Below are 16,311 nucleotides of genomic sequence, written 5' to 3'. Positions count from 1 at the left end.
TCAATTCTACACTTATTCAGGTGGCGTTTGAGCGCCAGAATCATCATCAATGCTTGGCGCTGGGGCTTTTGCTTTGGCGAGTTCTATTTCAATTTCGTCAACACGCTGTAAGCCGCGAGGCAGTTTATTTCCACGACGGCCGCGTTCACCAAAGTAATGACTCAAATCGCTTGGCGAGAGTAACATCCCACGCTTACCTGCAATGACTTTCACACTAGCACCATCAGGCACCACAGTTAGGTGAGTTAAATATTCCTCGCGGGTTTTTGCTTTGGCTGACGGGATGTTCATTAACTTATTGCCCTTTCCTTTACCGAGAATGGGTAAATCGCGTAACGGGAATAACAACATTCTTCCAGCATTAGAAATACTTAAACACCAATCAGTTTCGACATTGGTAATAGGTATTGGCGCTAATATTTTCGCTGCAGCTGGTAACGATACAAAGGCCTTACCGGCTTTATTTTTCGTGACCATGTCTTCAAAACTTGAAACAAAACCATAGCCTGCATCAGAGCCTATCAAAAATTGTTGCTGGTCTTGTGCCATTACAACAAATTCAGCACGCTCTCCTGCGACAATAGCAAAGCGACCAGTCAATGGCTCTCCTTGGCTTCGTGCAGAAGGCAAAGAATGCGCATCGCAAGCAAAACTGCGACCTCCCGAGTCAAGGAAGACAGACAATTGGTTGCTTCTGCCTTTGGCACTAGAGAGGTAAGCATCGCCTGATTTATAACTCAATCCAGCCACATCAATATCATGACCTTTAGCACAACGAGCCCAGCCTTTTTCCGAAAGTACAACGGTGACTGGCTCTGAAGGGAGAAGCTCTTTTTCAGACAGTGCTTTTGCTTCACTTCGAGCGACTATAGGGCTTCGCCTATCATCACCATAGGTTTCGGCATCAGCTAAAATTTCTTTCTTAATTAGCGTTTTTAACCGTCTATCTGAGCCAAGTAATAATTGCAGGGCATCTCGTTCTTTGGCGAGCTCTTCTTGCTCACCGGTAATTTTCATTTCTTCAAGTTTGGCTAAATGACGTAGCTTTAACTCTAGAATTGCCTCAGCCTGCTTATCTGACAAATTAAAGCGGCTCATTAACTCTTTTTTAGGTTCGTCTTGATAACGAATAATCTCGATGACTTCATCAATATTTAAAAAGGCAATTAATAAGCCTTCAAGAATATGTAGGCGAGCCAATATTTTATCGAGTCTGTACTGTAATCTGCGCGTAACCGTATTTTTACGAAACACCAACCATTCATTCAAAATGGTTGTTAAGCCTTTGACTTGCGGGCGCCCATCAAGACCAATCATATTAATGTTGATGCGATAGCTTTTTTCGAGGTCGGTGGTGGCAAATAAATGCTGCATTAGCTGTTCAATATCCACTCGGTTGGAGCGAGGTGTTACCACTAAGCGAGTTGGGTTTTCATGATCTGATTCATCACGCAAGTCCGACACCATCGGCAGCTTTTTGGCTTGCATCTGCGCGGCGATTTGTTCCATGATTTTTGCGCCCGATGCTTGATGTGGCAGGGCTGTTACAATCACTTCGCCGTTGTCCTCATGAAACACAGCGCGCATTTTAATTGAGCCACGGCCGGTTTCGTAAATTTTGACAATATCGGCCTTAGGCGTAATTATTTCAGCATCAGTGGGATAATCTGGTCCTTGCACAAAGTTTAATAACTCAGCAAGTTCAGCTTTACTGTTGTCGAGTAAATGTGCGCATGCATTGGCTATTTCTCGAACATTATGCGGCGGGATGTCTGTTGCCATGCCCACTGCAATACCGGTAATCCCGTTTAAAAGAATGTGGGGAAGGCGCGACGGCAACACCAAAGGCTCATTTAAGGTGCCATCAAAATTTGGTTGCCAATCTGCTGTTCCCTGACCTAGCTCGGTCAATAAAACTTCGCTGAACTTAGACAGTCTTGCTTCGGTATATCGCATCGCAGCGAAGGATTTGGGATCGTCTGGTGCACCCCAGTTGCCCTGACCGTCAACCAAAGGATAGCGATAAGAAAAAGGTTGTGCCATCAGCACCATGGCTTCATAACAAGCAGAGTCACCATGGGGGTGAAATTTACCTAATACGTCACCCACCGTACGCGCTGACTTTTTGTATTTCGCATTATTGCTTAAACCAAGATCAGACATCGCATAGATGATGCGCCGTTGAACCGGTTTTAAACCATCACCAATGTGCGGCAGTGCGCGATCCATAATTACATACATTGAATAATTCAAATAGGCGTCTTCGGTAAAACGCCCAAGTGACATTTGCTCAATCCCATCACTATTAATAGTGGTGCCGTTATTCATATTGCTCGACTCTTTTCTTTATAGTTATTTTAATGCTTAGCGCATTTATTTCTGTCCATTGCATACACAGTATCACTACCTTTATTAGGCTTTGGTCACTCAAATGGACCAAATCAAGTACGTAATATTATCTATACTTATTGCACTGTACATTTTATATTATCTCCATGGTAGCGTATTTTAAACAAAAGCATAACAGCCCCTTGAGTAAACATTTGCGTCACATACAATTTATCGCCTTTATTTGTTGCTTAAGCGCACAGTTTCTCGCTTGGGGTGCTAGCGGTAAGATAACTATTGAAGACGATGTGAGCTCATGGTTGTTGTCTGAAGAGTTTTCGGTTTATTACCAAGAATCAAGAGTGCTCTCGTTTGACGAATTCAAAAAATCTCGCAATTTACTACCCTATCGTAAATTCAAAACACCTAACTTTGGCTTTGTGCAAAATGGCGCTTGGTTATATAGCATCGTAGAAAATCGTACTGACATTAACAAATGGATGTTAGATATCCGTTTCTCGCAATTACAAAATGCGCAAGTCTATATCATGTCTGAAGGCGAGCTTATTTATTCGATGACCGACGGCATACAAAATAAAACAAGCCCCTACCCGCTTCCGTCGTTCGAATTGAATTTACCAAGTCAGGCTAGCGTTGAGATGTATATTTATATTCGCTCTAGCAGCATGAGTTTGATTGCCCCAATTTATTTACAAAATGATACAGCGAATCAAAGCTTATTAATGCTCGACTTTAGTATTTGGGGGATGTACTACGGCGTTTTGTTAGTGCTCTTTTTGTATGCGCTAACCTTTCTTTTATATAAACGTTATCTATTAAGTTTGCTTTATATAGCACACCTTTTTGTCATGCTCATCTTTCAACTATTATGGAGCGGGCATTCTTCGCTTTTGTTTGATTGGATAAACACTCTGTATTTACACGTAAGAGCAGAATCTATAGTGATGGTCATGAGTATTAGCGCGACTTTGCTAAATTTAATGTTAATCCCAGAGACAACCTATCATAAAACACTACGCAAACTATTAATCTATGTTTTATTCAGCAACCTAATTTTCTTTTTTGCGTTTTTTATTCCCATTTTTTCATCACCTATTAAACTTATCCTTACTTATGCACTAGGCTTTGGCGCACTGTTGATTAATTTCATACTGTCTGCCAACGCAGTTATTAACGGCTTTTCTCCTGCTCGAGCGCTATTGCTCGGTTGGGCTTCTTGTATTGTTGGCTCGACCTTAAGTGCGCTTTTTATTTTCGGTATCATTCCCAGTAATCCATTTCATCAGCACATTTTCCATTTCACCTTGCTACTTCAAACCAGCATATTCCTACTAGCGATGGTACTCAGAAATCAATACGACCTAGAGTTAGAAGTTAAAGAAGCCGAAAGCGATGCCCTTAGCAATTTTGAAGTGATAGAAGTACAAAACGTACATTTGGATATTGCGCGCAAAGAAGCAGTAAAAGCCAGTGCCGTTAAGTCGCAATTTCTCGCTAATATGTCACATGAAATCAGAACGCCTCTCAATGCAATCATGGGTTTTAGTAAAGCCTTAGAAAACAAGCAAAATATACTCGAACGAGAAGAGCATGTCAGGATTATAAACTCAGCGGCGACTGACTTACTTACCGTGGTAAACGACATTCTCGATTTTTCAAAAATGGAAGCGGGTAAGTTGACCCTAAACACTCGTCCCTTTTCGCCGCGCAGTGTACTTGAAGATGTTGCAGCTTTAATGTCAAAAAATGCGCACTTAAAACAGTTAGAGTTTATCTTTGAAGTAGGCAAGCTACCTGACTTTCTGCTAGGTGATGCCTTTAAAGTAAAACAGTTGCTAAGCAATTTACTCAGCAACGCACACAAATTTACCAACTATGGATACATCAAATTAAAAGCGAACCTGATTGAAGAGTCTGAAAAACAATGCATCATTGAATTTAAAGTTGAAGACAGTGGTATAGGTATTAGCCAAAACGATATTCACAAGCTCTTTACTGCTTTTCACCAACTTGACGATGACCTAAATCGGTCATTCCAAGGAAGCGGTTTGGGCTTGGTAATCTGCCAAGAGCTTACCAGTTTGATGGGTGGCAAAATTACGGTCTCGAGTGAGCCATCAAAGGGCAGTACATTTACTGCAACCATTCCCTTTATTATTGATCATAGCGCGACTCAATTATCGAAAAAACGAATATTTGAAGGACGTCGAGCTTTTGTGGTCGATCATTGGGATGAGTCTCGCAAAGCAGCCAGAATGCAACTGGAAGAAGTAGGTTTTGAGACAATCGACATCACCCAAATAAGTCAATTGCATGAATATGTAGTGGGTAGTGACCACGTTTTTGTCGCGCTTGCGTTCAGAAATATCGACCACCGAAATGAAATTATGGAGCAACTTGCCTCTTTTGATATCACCAATCTTGTCTTTATGTATTCAGGTCCTGAGCCAAATAGATTGAGCTCAACAGCTTCGTTAGCGCATGCAAAATTTATAAGAATGCCCCTCACTACACGTAAACTAGAGGACATTAGTGCAACTCATACAAAACCCAAGGAAAGAGCCGTTGACGAAGAGTCCAACCCATTGCCTTGTATACGAATGTTGGCAGTCGATGACATGGAACTCAACTTACGTTTACTACAAACTTGGCTAAAAGATACCCCTATCACCCTTGACGTAGCTTATGATGGAAAAAGCGCTATCGCGCGCTGCCAAGAAATTGAATACGATTTAATTTTAATGGATATTCAGATGCCCGACATGGACGGTTTAGAAACGACGCGCTTTATTCGTAAAACCCCCTTAAACATTGGAACACCCATTGTAGCGGTGACAGCGCATGCAATGGAAAAAGAGCAGCAACATTTCTTAGATTCAGGGATGGATGACTTTTTACCTAAACCCATCAAACTAGAAGGCCTAATTACGCTCATCCATACATGGTGCGAACAAACAAATGAACAGAACATTGATGACGAAGAAAACCATTTGTACCCAAACCCCATTGATTGGGACATGGCTTTGAAACTTTGTTATGACAATAAAGAATCTGCAATAGACTATTTAGATTCATTTACCGACAGGCTTCAATCACACGCTAATGAAATTGAATCAGGATGGGCTGAACAACGCCCCGAAATCGTCTTAGAAAGTATCCACAAACTGCATGGGGCGTGTTGCTATACTGGTGTCCCAAAACTACAAAACTATTGTGATAGAGTACAAACCATCTTAAAAACAGGCAAGTTTGAGGAGCATCCCTACGCGATATCAAAGCTATTGCTCGAAATAGAACAGGTCATAGAAGAATGGCCCAAAATTCGAAAAAGTCTTGTTCAGTAAGTACTATCTGGCTAATCCTTTATTGGCTTTTGTTTTCGGCAAGTAGCGTTTCTTGGCATTCTCGCAACAATGCGACAAATTCAACACCACCTCGGTCTAAATCATTAACCGATAGATAGATGTCGTAGCCTAATCCTTGTTGAAGTTTACGCATTCTATTGGCAAACATAGCAGTGATACCAGTGAACAGACTTCCGTCTTGGCATTTATATTTAACATCATCAATGATGTCATCGCTATGGCACTGTCCAGAGTGACAATCGCTTTGCACAACTTGGGTAACAAGGGGTTTTTGTTCCATCAATAGATGCGTAATCAATCGCAATGAAATATCACTAATAAAACGTTCAGGATCACGCAATCGAAAACCCACCATTTCTAAATCCACGTGCTCTAGCCCTTTGTGAACCCTTGGGACGTCTACACGTTGGAGATTTTCCCAATCAATTCGCCAGTTGCCTTTTCGGTGATGATAAATAATAGCTTCTTTTGTGATCTCAAGACTGTATTTGGGCTCACGAAGTTTGTAAAAGCCCATCACGAAAGCAATGATGCTGCCACTTAAAAATAAAATGCCCACTAAAAAGAAGAGTTGGGGCAGAAGCACAATGATAAGCGTGCCTACCAGTGCGACAACCGCCCCGACTAGTAAGGTGGTTATCCCGTTGTTAGAGGCTGCGCCTCGAATGTAAATTGCGTCAGATTGTAAATTATTGCCAGACATAAAAATAAAAAATCATCATAATAATTGCCCATAATATGATATACCGTGTTCGCTTACAAAAAGCACAATCTGTCTGCCACCAATCTTTCAATTTTTTCATGATGTTTGTAAACTTAAGCCTGTTGTTTTACGGCTTTGTCGACGGTGACGTAAGCGACATAGTAGCGCCACCAATACAGGTGTAAATACTAACGAGAGTATCACAGAAAAGCCAACGCCACCGGCCAATACAACGGCTAGAGGCGGCCAGAAAGTACCTTCACTAAACAAAAGCAGCGGAATAAGCCCGCCAACGGTCGTAAAGGTGGTCGACAATATATGTCGGCTACAGCTCATGGTTTCATCCACAATTGCAATCGTATTGCCTTTCATTGCATCGGGGTTTGCTGCAATAGCTGCAATCACCACAATTGAGCCGTTGATAGCAACACCAATAAGTCCTGCACTACCTAATAATGGGTTAAATCCGATGGGCAAGCCCGACAGCCATAGACTGAAAAAGCCTAGCCCTACTGATAAAATAGCCACAACACCAATCACCACGGCAAAGCGCACACTCGCGAAACTTAAAATAAGTGCGGTAATCATAAGCACTAGTAAGACCGGCAAATAAGTAGCAAGTTGACCCAAAGCTTGTTTTTGCTCATCAGCGTCACCAGCCATTTTAATACGATAGCCTGGCGGTAACGTAATACTATCATCAATAATGGCGCGCAACTGCTCACTTGCGCTCACCGCCGCGATACTGGGCAATAAATACGCCTGAATTTTATTAAGCCGCTCGCCGTCATAACGCGTGATACCACTTATGCTGGGTTTTATACTCAACTTACCTAAGGCACCAACGCCTAAGACTTGCTTATTGCTTCCTTGCCCTGTTACTAAGGGCATAGCATCTATTTGGGTCAAAGTGTTGCGTTTTTCCTCAGCAACTTGGACACGAATATTGAGTTCTTCCGTCCCTTCTAAAATTGAGCCGCCTGTGCGCCCTGATAGCGAGGCCTGAAGTTGTTGCGCTATCTGCGAGAGCGTAAGCGCAGACAAATATGATTGGTTTTCACTAACATCTAAAATAATTTCAGGCTCGCCCGCGCTTATCGACACTAAAGATTGTGTCAGCCCAGGTACTTTCGACATTGCGACGCGCACTTGTTTGCCTAACTCGTCAAGCACATCAAGGTCAGTGCCATAAATATCAACTTCTATTGGCGCCGCAATAGGCGGTCCTTGACCAAATTTGCGTACAATAACTTTAGCATTTGGCAACGCATCTTGTAACTCATATTGTAAGTCCACCACCAAGGTATCGGCCAATGCTACAGATTCAGTGCTAATGACCGCGTTAGCGAAATTTGGTGCGTTATCGCGCGACATGACTTGGTTGTAATATACCGACGGTGTCGAGCCGCCGATCATCCATGTAACCTGTTTTATTCCTTGTTTTTTGCTTATAAAGTCGTCTGCTTTGAGTGCGTTTTGATAGGTGTAATCGATACTCGCTCCTTCGGGCATAATGACATAAATTTCAAACTGATCGCGATCCGCACTGGGGAAAAAAACATTGGCAAGTTGTTGCGCCAACACAAAGCCCTTTAGGCACAGTACAACAACGACCGGCAAAACTAAAATAGGCCGTTTTATGGCTTTGCCAATGAGTTCGCGAAAGGCATAAGATACCTCTGGCATTTGAAATCCACTTTTATACCAAGGTGCAGAAATATCGCTAGTTCTGGGCAAATATCGGGCCGCCAAGCCTGCAATTAAGGTCAACGAAATAGCCAAAGAACCTAGTAAGGCCATTACCACGCTTATTGCAATAGGCCCAATAAAATCACCAATGTTTCCGGCTAATAAAAATATGGGCATAAATCCTAAGATAGTCGTTAAGGTAGACGCCAGCAGAGGAGAAAATAAATGACTCACACTTTTTTGTAAAACCTCAATTCGAGATTTTGTTTTATCAAGTAGGTTAAGCCTTATTTCATCTGTGATAACAATGGCATTGTCAATTAATAAGCCAATAGCAATAATGATCCCAAAAATCGACATTTGGTGAATTTGTTGATTAAAGAAACTGAGACTAAACACCGCAAAACTTGCGCACAAGGGCAAGGCTAATCCCACAATCCACGACGCTTTAACACCCATAAAAAACAATACGACAAGCATAACTACCGCACTGCCTAGGAGTAAATTGCCACTTAATTCCCCTAGTCTAGCTTCGGTATATTTGTTTTGTTCAAAGATCATCTCAGCGTTAAAGGAATCGCCAAAATCTTCATTGAATTGCGCCAGTTTCAAAGCAACGCCTTCAGTCCACTTGTCGACTCTTACCGTGGTTTGCATACGAGCCGCAACAAAAATCGTGCGTTCGCCGTCGAGTAAGGCTATTTCTGTAAACGGCATCGCCGGACCTTTTTCAATCGTGGCGATGTCTTGTAATCGTAAATAGTTACCATCAATGGTTTGCAATGGGACTTGAGCGAGCACAGCAGTGCTTTGTATGGGCTGCGAGACTTGCAAACGCATATCTTGTGTTGGCGTTCTAACCACACCTGCCGGCAATTTAGGATCAGCTAATTCTATCCGCTGACTCACTTCTTGAAGTGACAAACCACTAAGCGCAAGTTGCTGAGGATCAATAGTAACGGTAATTTCTTCTACCGGTTCGCCATAAATTCTGACCAATTCAGTGCCAGCTACATTGCGAATGCGATCAGAAAGCTCACTGGCCATACGACCAACTTGAGTGAGCTGGGTGTTTTCAGGATACTTGGCTTTGATTGATAGCAGCACCGTAAATGCAGTGGCACCTCGTTTGTCTTCTAATATCGCTTGTCCTGCACCCGCTGGAAAGCGCTTTGATGCATCATCAATAGCATCGCGTATTTTAGAAAAAACTTGTTGATTACTATCGCCATCAATTGAGTCTTGTAGCTCTATAGAAAGCGACGAGAACCCCGCTTTTGAAGTCGACTTAATCTCTTTTATTTCAAAGAGTTGTCGCAATTCATCTTCTAATACGTCACTAATTAGTGCTTCTACACGTTCAGCAGATGCACCTGGATAGCTGGTCAGGACAATAACGTTGCGCAAATCTATGCGCGGATCTTCTAGTCGTGGCAGTGTGTTTACTGCAGATAGACCCGCCACTAAGATGATGATGATACTTAGCGCAAGAAGGTGACCCTTGCGATAAAAAGCAGTGTACCAAGGCGGGTTTTCAAACGCTCCTTGGTTTGAATGTTCACTCATATTTTCGCTGCCTTTTCGCTTTGTGCCAAGGCTAACTCAAGATTCACGTCGATAATATTCTTCACACTTTGATGAGGAACTAATCGATGAATGCCCGACACAACGAGTCTGTCTCCATCTTTTATCGCGCCGCTGACGAAGGCTTTGTTTGCGTCGGCATATTCTACCGATACTAAACGCGTTTGAATGGTGTTGTCAGCGCCAATAATGTACAAAGTCCACAAGCCACGAACCCCGCTAGCTAAGGAAGAAATTGGCACCCAAGCACCCGTGCTTTGTACAGGTATATCGACCGTTAATGAGACTAAATCACCTGACACAATCACGGCTCTTTGTTGTTCGTTTAATGCATTAATATCAATTGAAAATAATGCGTCTATTGTGCGTGTGGCTTGGTTACGCTGTTTTGCAACAGACGTAACTTCAGCTAAAAATGGCTGGCCTTGAATGCGTAATTCTCGCGTCTCACCCACAGACAAGCCGAAGGCAGTTTGCTCTGGTAAACCAAAACGCGCTTCTAATAACTCTTTTGCAAGAATTGAAAATACCGGCGCTGCTGGACTAACGACCGTGCCCGAGTCGATATACTTTGCGACTATCTGCCCATCAAAAGGCGCTAACAATACCGATTTTTCGAGTTCAACTTGTAAGCTATCAAGACGAGCCTGCACTTCGCTGCTTGCTGCTTGTGCAGCATCTAACTGTGCTTGTACTTCATCTAAGCGCTGTTGAGGCTCCAATTTCTTTTGGACAAGCTGACGCACACGCTGGGCGGATAATTTTGCTAATTTCGCATTTGCCTTGGCACTGACTAGCGCGCTTTGCAGTTCGTTTTTGCGCGCCTCTAAGCGGGCTGTATCAAGCTTAGCTAAGACTTGACCTTTGCTCACCAGTGCACCTTCAAGCACGCTTGTTTGATCTAAAGTACCATTTAATTCAAAGCCAATATCAGACTGTTGAACAGACGCTATTTGCCCATAGACTACGCGTGGTTTTAGATAGCTTTTTTGAATGCGTATGGTGCTCGCTTCAACTTTTGCCTGCTGCGTTACCAGAAGTTTATTCTCGTCTAAAGCGAGTGCAGACTGATTTCCAGAAAAAATCATCAATATTGTTAGCAAGGCAAAACATATCACGGTGATAACAATCAAAAGCCCTTTGTTCGGTTTTGCATGCGCCGAAGAACTCGATTGTGCTGAAGTTGCTTGCGAAGTAGTTGTGTTTGGCTCAAGCATATTTTTCCCAATAAAAAGTGACAATTAGCTTCGCGACGCTCACGATTTGCGTAAAAGCTGTAAATGAACAATATTGTGTCTACGTTAAGAGCGCATAGTAGAATAAATAAACTAGACTGTACAGTCTATTAATGTTAAATTTTCGCAATCCTAGTTAGCCAATCAATTTGTTTTAGTTTCCAAAAGGAAACTAGCAGTAGGTGCCCATGACCCAACCGCACACGCAAAAAAGTCAGCAAAAAGCAGACCAACAACGCGCCCCAGGGCGCCCTAAAAGCTTGGCAAAACGCGAGCAAATAATGCGTTACGCGAGCGAACTAATATTGTCGTTGGGTTACAACAACACCTCTATGGACGCGGTTGCAAAAGAAAGTGGCGTGTCAAAACAAACGGTTTATTCACATTTTAAAAACAAAGAAGCTTTGTTTAACGCGGTAATCGAAAATAAGTGCAAAATGTATCAGGTGGATGAGGCAAGTATTTGCATAGACACCCAACCCTTGTTAGAGATACTGCAAAACATTGGTTTATCTTTTATTCAATTATTAAATGACGATAACGTAATTTCTATGTACAAGGTCGTGATTGGGGAGTCAAAGCATGACTCTAGAGTAGCGCAACTCTTTTACGATGCAGGCCCCTTACATAGTATTAATCTTGTTAGCCAACTACTGCAAAAACACCCTGAAAGTGCCCTTAATCAAGTACAAGCGAAAGAATTGTCACTAGACTTTTTTAACTTATTAAAGAGTGATTTTCATATGCGCGGCATTTTGCACCTGCCTTACGACTTATGCGAGGCAAAACAAAAGCAGCTTGCCGAAATGGTTGCTAACAAGACCATCGCAATTTTACAGCTAATGAAAAAGGCACTGATTTAATCTGGCTTCGGTTTTTTCATGACCAATGCAATGCCGCCCAACACCATAATTTGCGAGAGCACAAGTGCGCCGCTAATTTCTTCACCGACCCAAATTACACCACCGAATGCGGCAATGATAGGCACCAAGAGTTGAACCACGCCCGCCTGCACGCGACTCAAACCAGGCAAGGCGATATACCAAATACTATAACCGAATGCAGATGTCACAATTCCCGACGAAATAGCGAGAAAAAACCCTTCGTTAGATAAAACAAAAGGCATAAATAGATAAATCGCAAGCAATGGCAGGCAAAAAATGACACTCAGTACAAAGTTAACGCCGGTGTCGATAAATGGAGATGTTGAGCTCCTACCAAACAAGGTATATGCGCCCCACGCAATTCCCGCAATAATCATAAACACAAAACCACTAAGCGATAGACCAGCTTGGTCAACACTGCTTTGCGAAAAAATCAAATAGCAAAGGCCGATAAATGCCAACGCAATGCCCAATAAATGGAACCAAGGTAATTTGTCATTTTGATACAAGCTAACGCTAATCATACTCAATTGCACAATACCAAACAAAACCAGTGCGCCTACGCCTGTATCGAGTTCTATGTAGGCAAAAGAAAAGCCAGCGGCATACACAAAAAGCATAAGTGCACTTATCCACTTTTGTCTATTAACCTGCAACAACGCGCTTAAAGCTTGCCTTGGAACTTGGTGATTGATTCGTCCTGCAAGCCAAAAAATAAGCACAAATGCTATTGCTCCAGACAACAAACGTACAATCGTAAAGCTAGTGGCATCAATTTCCTCATCGCCTAAAGCCAACCTGCATAGAACAGAATTGCCTGCAAATGCCATGAGTGCCAGAAGGGTGCTAAAGAAGGTTTTAAGACGTGCTGATTTCATGTTAATTGTTTACTACACCTAAATGGCAATCTTATTGGATTAAAATAAGCCTGGGGAGCCAAAACTTGATACACTAGCGGGTGGGTTATAAAGCTAAGCAAGCGTCATTTTTCAATAGTATAATATGGGTAAGCTAACATGAAATCTTTTACTGGGGAACATATACTCAGCGTGCATCAATTTGATCGCAGCGCAGTAGAACAAGTTTTCGCCATTGCCGATAAAATGCGGCCCTATGCAATACGTCAAAAGCGCACTAAGGTGCTTGATGGCGCTATTTTGGGCAACTTATTTTTTGAGCCAAGCACGCGTACCCGGGTGAGCTTTGGGACGGCTTTCAACTTATTAGGCGGCGAAGTACGTGAAACCACCGGCATGAGTAATTCTGCCTTAGCCAAAGGTGAGTCACTGTATGACACAGCGCGAGTACTTAGCGGTTACAGCGATATTATTGCCATGCGTCATCCTGTTTCAGGCTCAGTTGCTGAATTTGCCAACGGCAGCCGCGTACCGGTCATAAACGGTGGTGATGGTGCAAACGAACATCCAACCCAAGCCCTGCTTGATTTATATACCATTGCCAAAGAGCGCGCATCATTTGGGCATGGTATCGATGGTTTACATATCGCCATGATCGGCGATTTAAAGTTTGGCCGCACAGTGCATTCTTTAGCAACCATGCTAAGCCTATTCAAAAACGTGAAATTCACCCTTATCTCACCGAAAGACTTAAGCATGCCCACTAAGGTTTGCGACGTCATTGAATCTGCTGGACACGTCCTTACCATTACCGAAAAACTTGAAGGTTTGGTCGAAGCCGATATCTGTTATCAAACTCGCATTCAAGAAGAGCGTTTTGCCACCCAAGAGCAAGCCAATCAATTTCGAGGCAAGTTTAGGCTCAACCAGCAAATCTATACCCAGCATTTTAAATCCCAGACGGTTATTATGCATCCACTGCCAAGAGACTCAAGAGCCGAAGCAAATGAACTTGATAACGACTTAAACGTACACCCTAACTTGGCTATATTTCGGCAGACCGATAACGGTGTATTGGTCAGAATGGCGCTTTTTGCGCTAACACTGGGCGTTGAAAACATCGTGCAAGACTATGACCGCAGCGTGCATTGGTATAGTAATAAAGCAAGCCTTTAAACATTTATATTTTATTTTATGAGCGTCGTATCAAAGCATGATACCGACGTAAAATACATTCATCAGCAAAAGAGAAACATAGATATATGACTAAATCTGAAATCCTTTTTGAAAGAGCCCAACTTACTATTCCAGGTGGCGTAAATTCACCCGTACGCGCTTTTAAAGCCGTGGGCGGTACACCTCGATTTATCGCACGCGCTGATGGACCTTACATGTACGACGTAGATGATAATCGCTACATCGACTATGTAAATTCGTGGGGACCAATGGTACTTGGCCATAACAACGCAGCTATTCGTGAAGCTGTTATCAAAGCCTCTGAAAATGGCTTAAGCTACGGCGCACCGACCGAAGCCGAGGTGCAAATGGCTGAGCTAGTCTCGTCGATAGTACCGTCTATGGAAATGGTGAGAATGGTCAATTCGGGTACCGAAGCCACCATGAGCGCGATTCGACTGGCGCGCGGATATACGGGTAGAAACAAGCTTCTCAAATTTGAAGGTTGTTACCATGGCCATGCGGACTCATTGCTCGTAAAAGCAGGTTCTGGCGCACTCACTTTTGGCGTACCAAGTTCACCCGGCGTGCCAGATGACGTTGCAAAACATACGCTAACTGTAGATTTCAATAATATTGATTCTGTTAAACAAGCCTTTGTTGAGCACGGTGACGACATCGCTTGTATTATTGTTGAGCCAGTGGCTGGCAATATGAACTGTATTCCTCCGGTACCGGGCTTTTTAGAAGGCTTACGGTCAATATGTGATGAATATGGCGCAGTACTTATATTCGACGAAGTGATGACCGGTTTCCGTGTTGCTTTAGGTGGCGCGCAAGCGCGATTTAATGTTACTCCAGACCTAACCTGTTTAGGTAAAGTCATTGGCGGCGGTATGCCCGTTGGCGCTTTTGGGGGTAAACGTGAAATACTCACGCATATTGCACCTACCGGCCCTATCTATCAGGCAGGCACTTTGTCTGGCAATCCCATCGCCATGGCAGCCGGCCTTTGTGCGCTAACCCAGTTAAAAGCTGAGGGCTTTTACGACAGTATTTTTGAGAATACACAAGTACTCGCTGATGGTTTTAAGCAAATGGCCGATAAGAACGGTATACAACTTTCTACCAATGTAGCAGGTAGCATGTTTGGTATCTTTTTTACGGATGAAAAAGTGGTTAATTATCAGCAAGCGACGAGTGTAAACCAAGCGCAGTTTAACCAGTTTTACCACAATATGTTGCACGAAGGTGTTTATATGGCTCCAGCCTCATTTGAAGCTGGCTTTGTATCGAAAATGCATACAAGCGATGTGATAGATGCCACCTTAACTGCTGCCGATAAAGCATTTGCTAGGATTACCGCCAAATAGATGATTGCTCTTGTTATTGTAACCGCTTTAATGTCGCTATACGCTGTGTTTATCACAGCGCTATGGTGGTTGCAAAAACAGCATACAACTGAACAATTAGAAAATAGTCGGGCCTTACAAATGTCCCGCGATGAAGAATACCTACTTAAATTAGGTGGCAACGCTGAGCACGAAGCCGCCGTCTCGGCAGCTATGATCGCAACGGCAGATGAAGCCCAGCGACTGCATCAAACCTTTCAAAAGTTTGTACCTAAACAGTTTGTTGAGCATTTCGCGAAAGGCGGTGCCGACACCTTAGCACTAGGTTATGCTGACGAAGATGAAGTTGCTATTATGTTTTGCGATATCCGCGGCTTTACTCGCCTATCGGAAGAAATGACGCCACAGCAACTAATGAATTTTTTGAATTCCTACTTTAAACGCATGAATGCGCCAATACACGACAACTTTGGCTTTATCGACAAGTTCATTGGCGATGCCATCATGGCTTTATTTGATCGCCCAAATGGCTTAGTTAGCGATAGGGCAGCCGATTCGGTGCGGGCTGCGCTGGACTTACAAAAAGCGCTCAAATTGTACAACCATCACCGCGCAAAAAGTGGCTACGCACCCGTGCGCAATGGCATTGGCCTAAATGTTGGGCCGGTTGTGTTGGGCACGGTAGGTTCTGACGATCGCATGGACACTACCGTTTTAGGCGATACCGTCAATGTAGCCCAGCGTCTTGAAACGCTAACCACCTATTTTGATATTGATATCATTGCCAGTCGCGAACTTGTCACTGCAGCCAGCGAACAAACAGAATTTGCTAACAGAACCATAGATAAAGTAGTGCTCAAAGGAAAAAGTACGAGTATAGAAGTTGTCGAAATCTATCAACACCTAAGCAATGCAGAAATTATCCAACGTAACGCCACAAAGAATCTTCTTCAAGAGGCCATAGGCATGCGTGATAATCACGACTTTAGAGGCGCATTGACTTTATTTACCCAAGCGCAAAAAGCGCACCCCGACGACCCAATATTTAAACATCATATAAACATATGCGAAGCACTACAGTACGAAGTAGAATGGGACGGAAAAATCCGTTTGTAAG

The 16,311-nt window shown here is 43.1% G+C and carries 10 protein-coding genes; 5 read left to right on the top strand and 5 right to left on the bottom strand.

Going from position 1 to position 16,311, the window contains the following annotated elements; all coding sequences use genetic code 11:
* Positions 1–12 precede the first annotated feature (12 nt).
* Positions 13–2,328 carry a DNA topoisomerase IV subunit A gene (parC, locus tag AC0L6H_RS08020; RefSeq protein WP_473393646.1) on the bottom strand — a complete coding sequence of 772 codons (2,316 nt, stop codon included), beginning with the start codon at positions 2,326–2,328 and terminating at the stop codon, positions 13–15.
* 203 nt (positions 2,329–2,531) lie between these two features.
* On the opposite strand from parC, the gene AC0L6H_RS08015 reads away from it, so the two are divergent.
* Complete coding sequence (locus AC0L6H_RS08015) at positions 2,532–5,693, top strand: hybrid sensor histidine kinase/response regulator (protein ID WP_473393645.1); 3,162 nt, start codon at positions 2,532–2,534, stop codon at positions 5,691–5,693.
* Between the two features lie 19 nt (positions 5,694–5,712).
* Here the strand turns inward: AC0L6H_RS08015 and AC0L6H_RS08010 are convergent, their stop codons facing one another.
* From AC0L6H_RS08010 to AC0L6H_RS08000, 3 genes are all read right to left on the bottom strand, one after another.
* Positions 5,713–6,417, bottom strand: a complete 705-nt coding sequence (locus tag AC0L6H_RS08010) for a DUF2982 domain-containing protein (RefSeq protein ID WP_473393643.1) — start codon at positions 6,415–6,417, stop codon at positions 5,713–5,715.
* Between the two features lie 96 nt (positions 6,418–6,513).
* The gene (locus AC0L6H_RS08005; protein WP_473393642.1) at positions 6,514–9,672 is read right to left on the bottom strand and encodes an efflux RND transporter permease subunit; all 3,159 of its coding nucleotides are present in this window, start codon (positions 9,670–9,672) and stop codon (positions 6,514–6,516) included.
* Positions 9,669–10,907: an efflux RND transporter periplasmic adaptor subunit gene (locus tag AC0L6H_RS08000; RefSeq protein WP_473393641.1), complete on the bottom strand. Its 1,239-nt coding sequence runs from the start codon at positions 10,905–10,907 to the stop codon at positions 9,669–9,671. The genes AC0L6H_RS08005 and AC0L6H_RS08000 overlap by 4 nt, the downstream gene beginning before the upstream one ends.
* Before the next feature lie 206 nt (positions 10,908–11,113).
* Between AC0L6H_RS08000 and AC0L6H_RS07995 the strand changes: the two genes are divergently transcribed.
* The gene (locus tag AC0L6H_RS07995; RefSeq protein ID WP_473393639.1) at positions 11,114–11,788 is read left to right on the top strand and encodes a TetR/AcrR family transcriptional regulator; all 675 of its coding nucleotides are present in this window, start codon (positions 11,114–11,116) and stop codon (positions 11,786–11,788) included.
* Here AC0L6H_RS07995 and AC0L6H_RS07990 read toward each other — a convergent pair.
* Positions 11,785–12,687 carry a DMT family transporter gene (locus AC0L6H_RS07990; RefSeq protein WP_473393638.1) on the bottom strand — a complete coding sequence of 301 codons (903 nt, stop codon included), beginning with the start codon at positions 12,685–12,687 and terminating at the stop codon, positions 11,785–11,787. The two genes, AC0L6H_RS07995 and AC0L6H_RS07990, sit on opposite strands and share 4 nt — an antisense overlap.
* 138 nt (positions 12,688–12,825) lie before the next feature.
* Between AC0L6H_RS07990 and AC0L6H_RS07985 the strand changes: the two genes are divergently transcribed.
* The 3 genes from AC0L6H_RS07985 (at position 12,826) to AC0L6H_RS07975 (ending at position 16,310) form a co-directional block, all read left to right on the top strand.
* Entirely contained in the window at positions 12,826–13,842 is a 1,017-nt protein-coding gene (locus AC0L6H_RS07985) for an aspartate carbamoyltransferase (RefSeq protein WP_473393636.1), read from the top strand.
* Positions 13,843–13,928: 86 nt separating this feature from the next.
* Positions 13,929–15,215 carry a glutamate-1-semialdehyde 2,1-aminomutase gene (gene hemL, locus AC0L6H_RS07980; RefSeq protein ID WP_473393635.1) on the top strand — a complete coding sequence of 429 codons (1,287 nt, stop codon included), beginning with the start codon at positions 13,929–13,931 and terminating at the stop codon, positions 15,213–15,215.
* Positions 15,216–16,310, top strand: a complete 1,095-nt coding sequence (locus tag AC0L6H_RS07975; RefSeq protein ID WP_473393634.1) for an adenylate/guanylate cyclase domain-containing protein — start codon at positions 15,216–15,218, stop codon at positions 16,308–16,310.
* Position 16,311 lies beyond the last annotated feature (1 nt).

The sequence above is a fragment of the Glaciecola sp. G7-5 genome, from assembly GCF_055808975.1.
The sequence above is the reverse complement of the archived record's forward strand: the minus strand, read 5'-3'. Positions and strand labels throughout refer to the sequence as shown.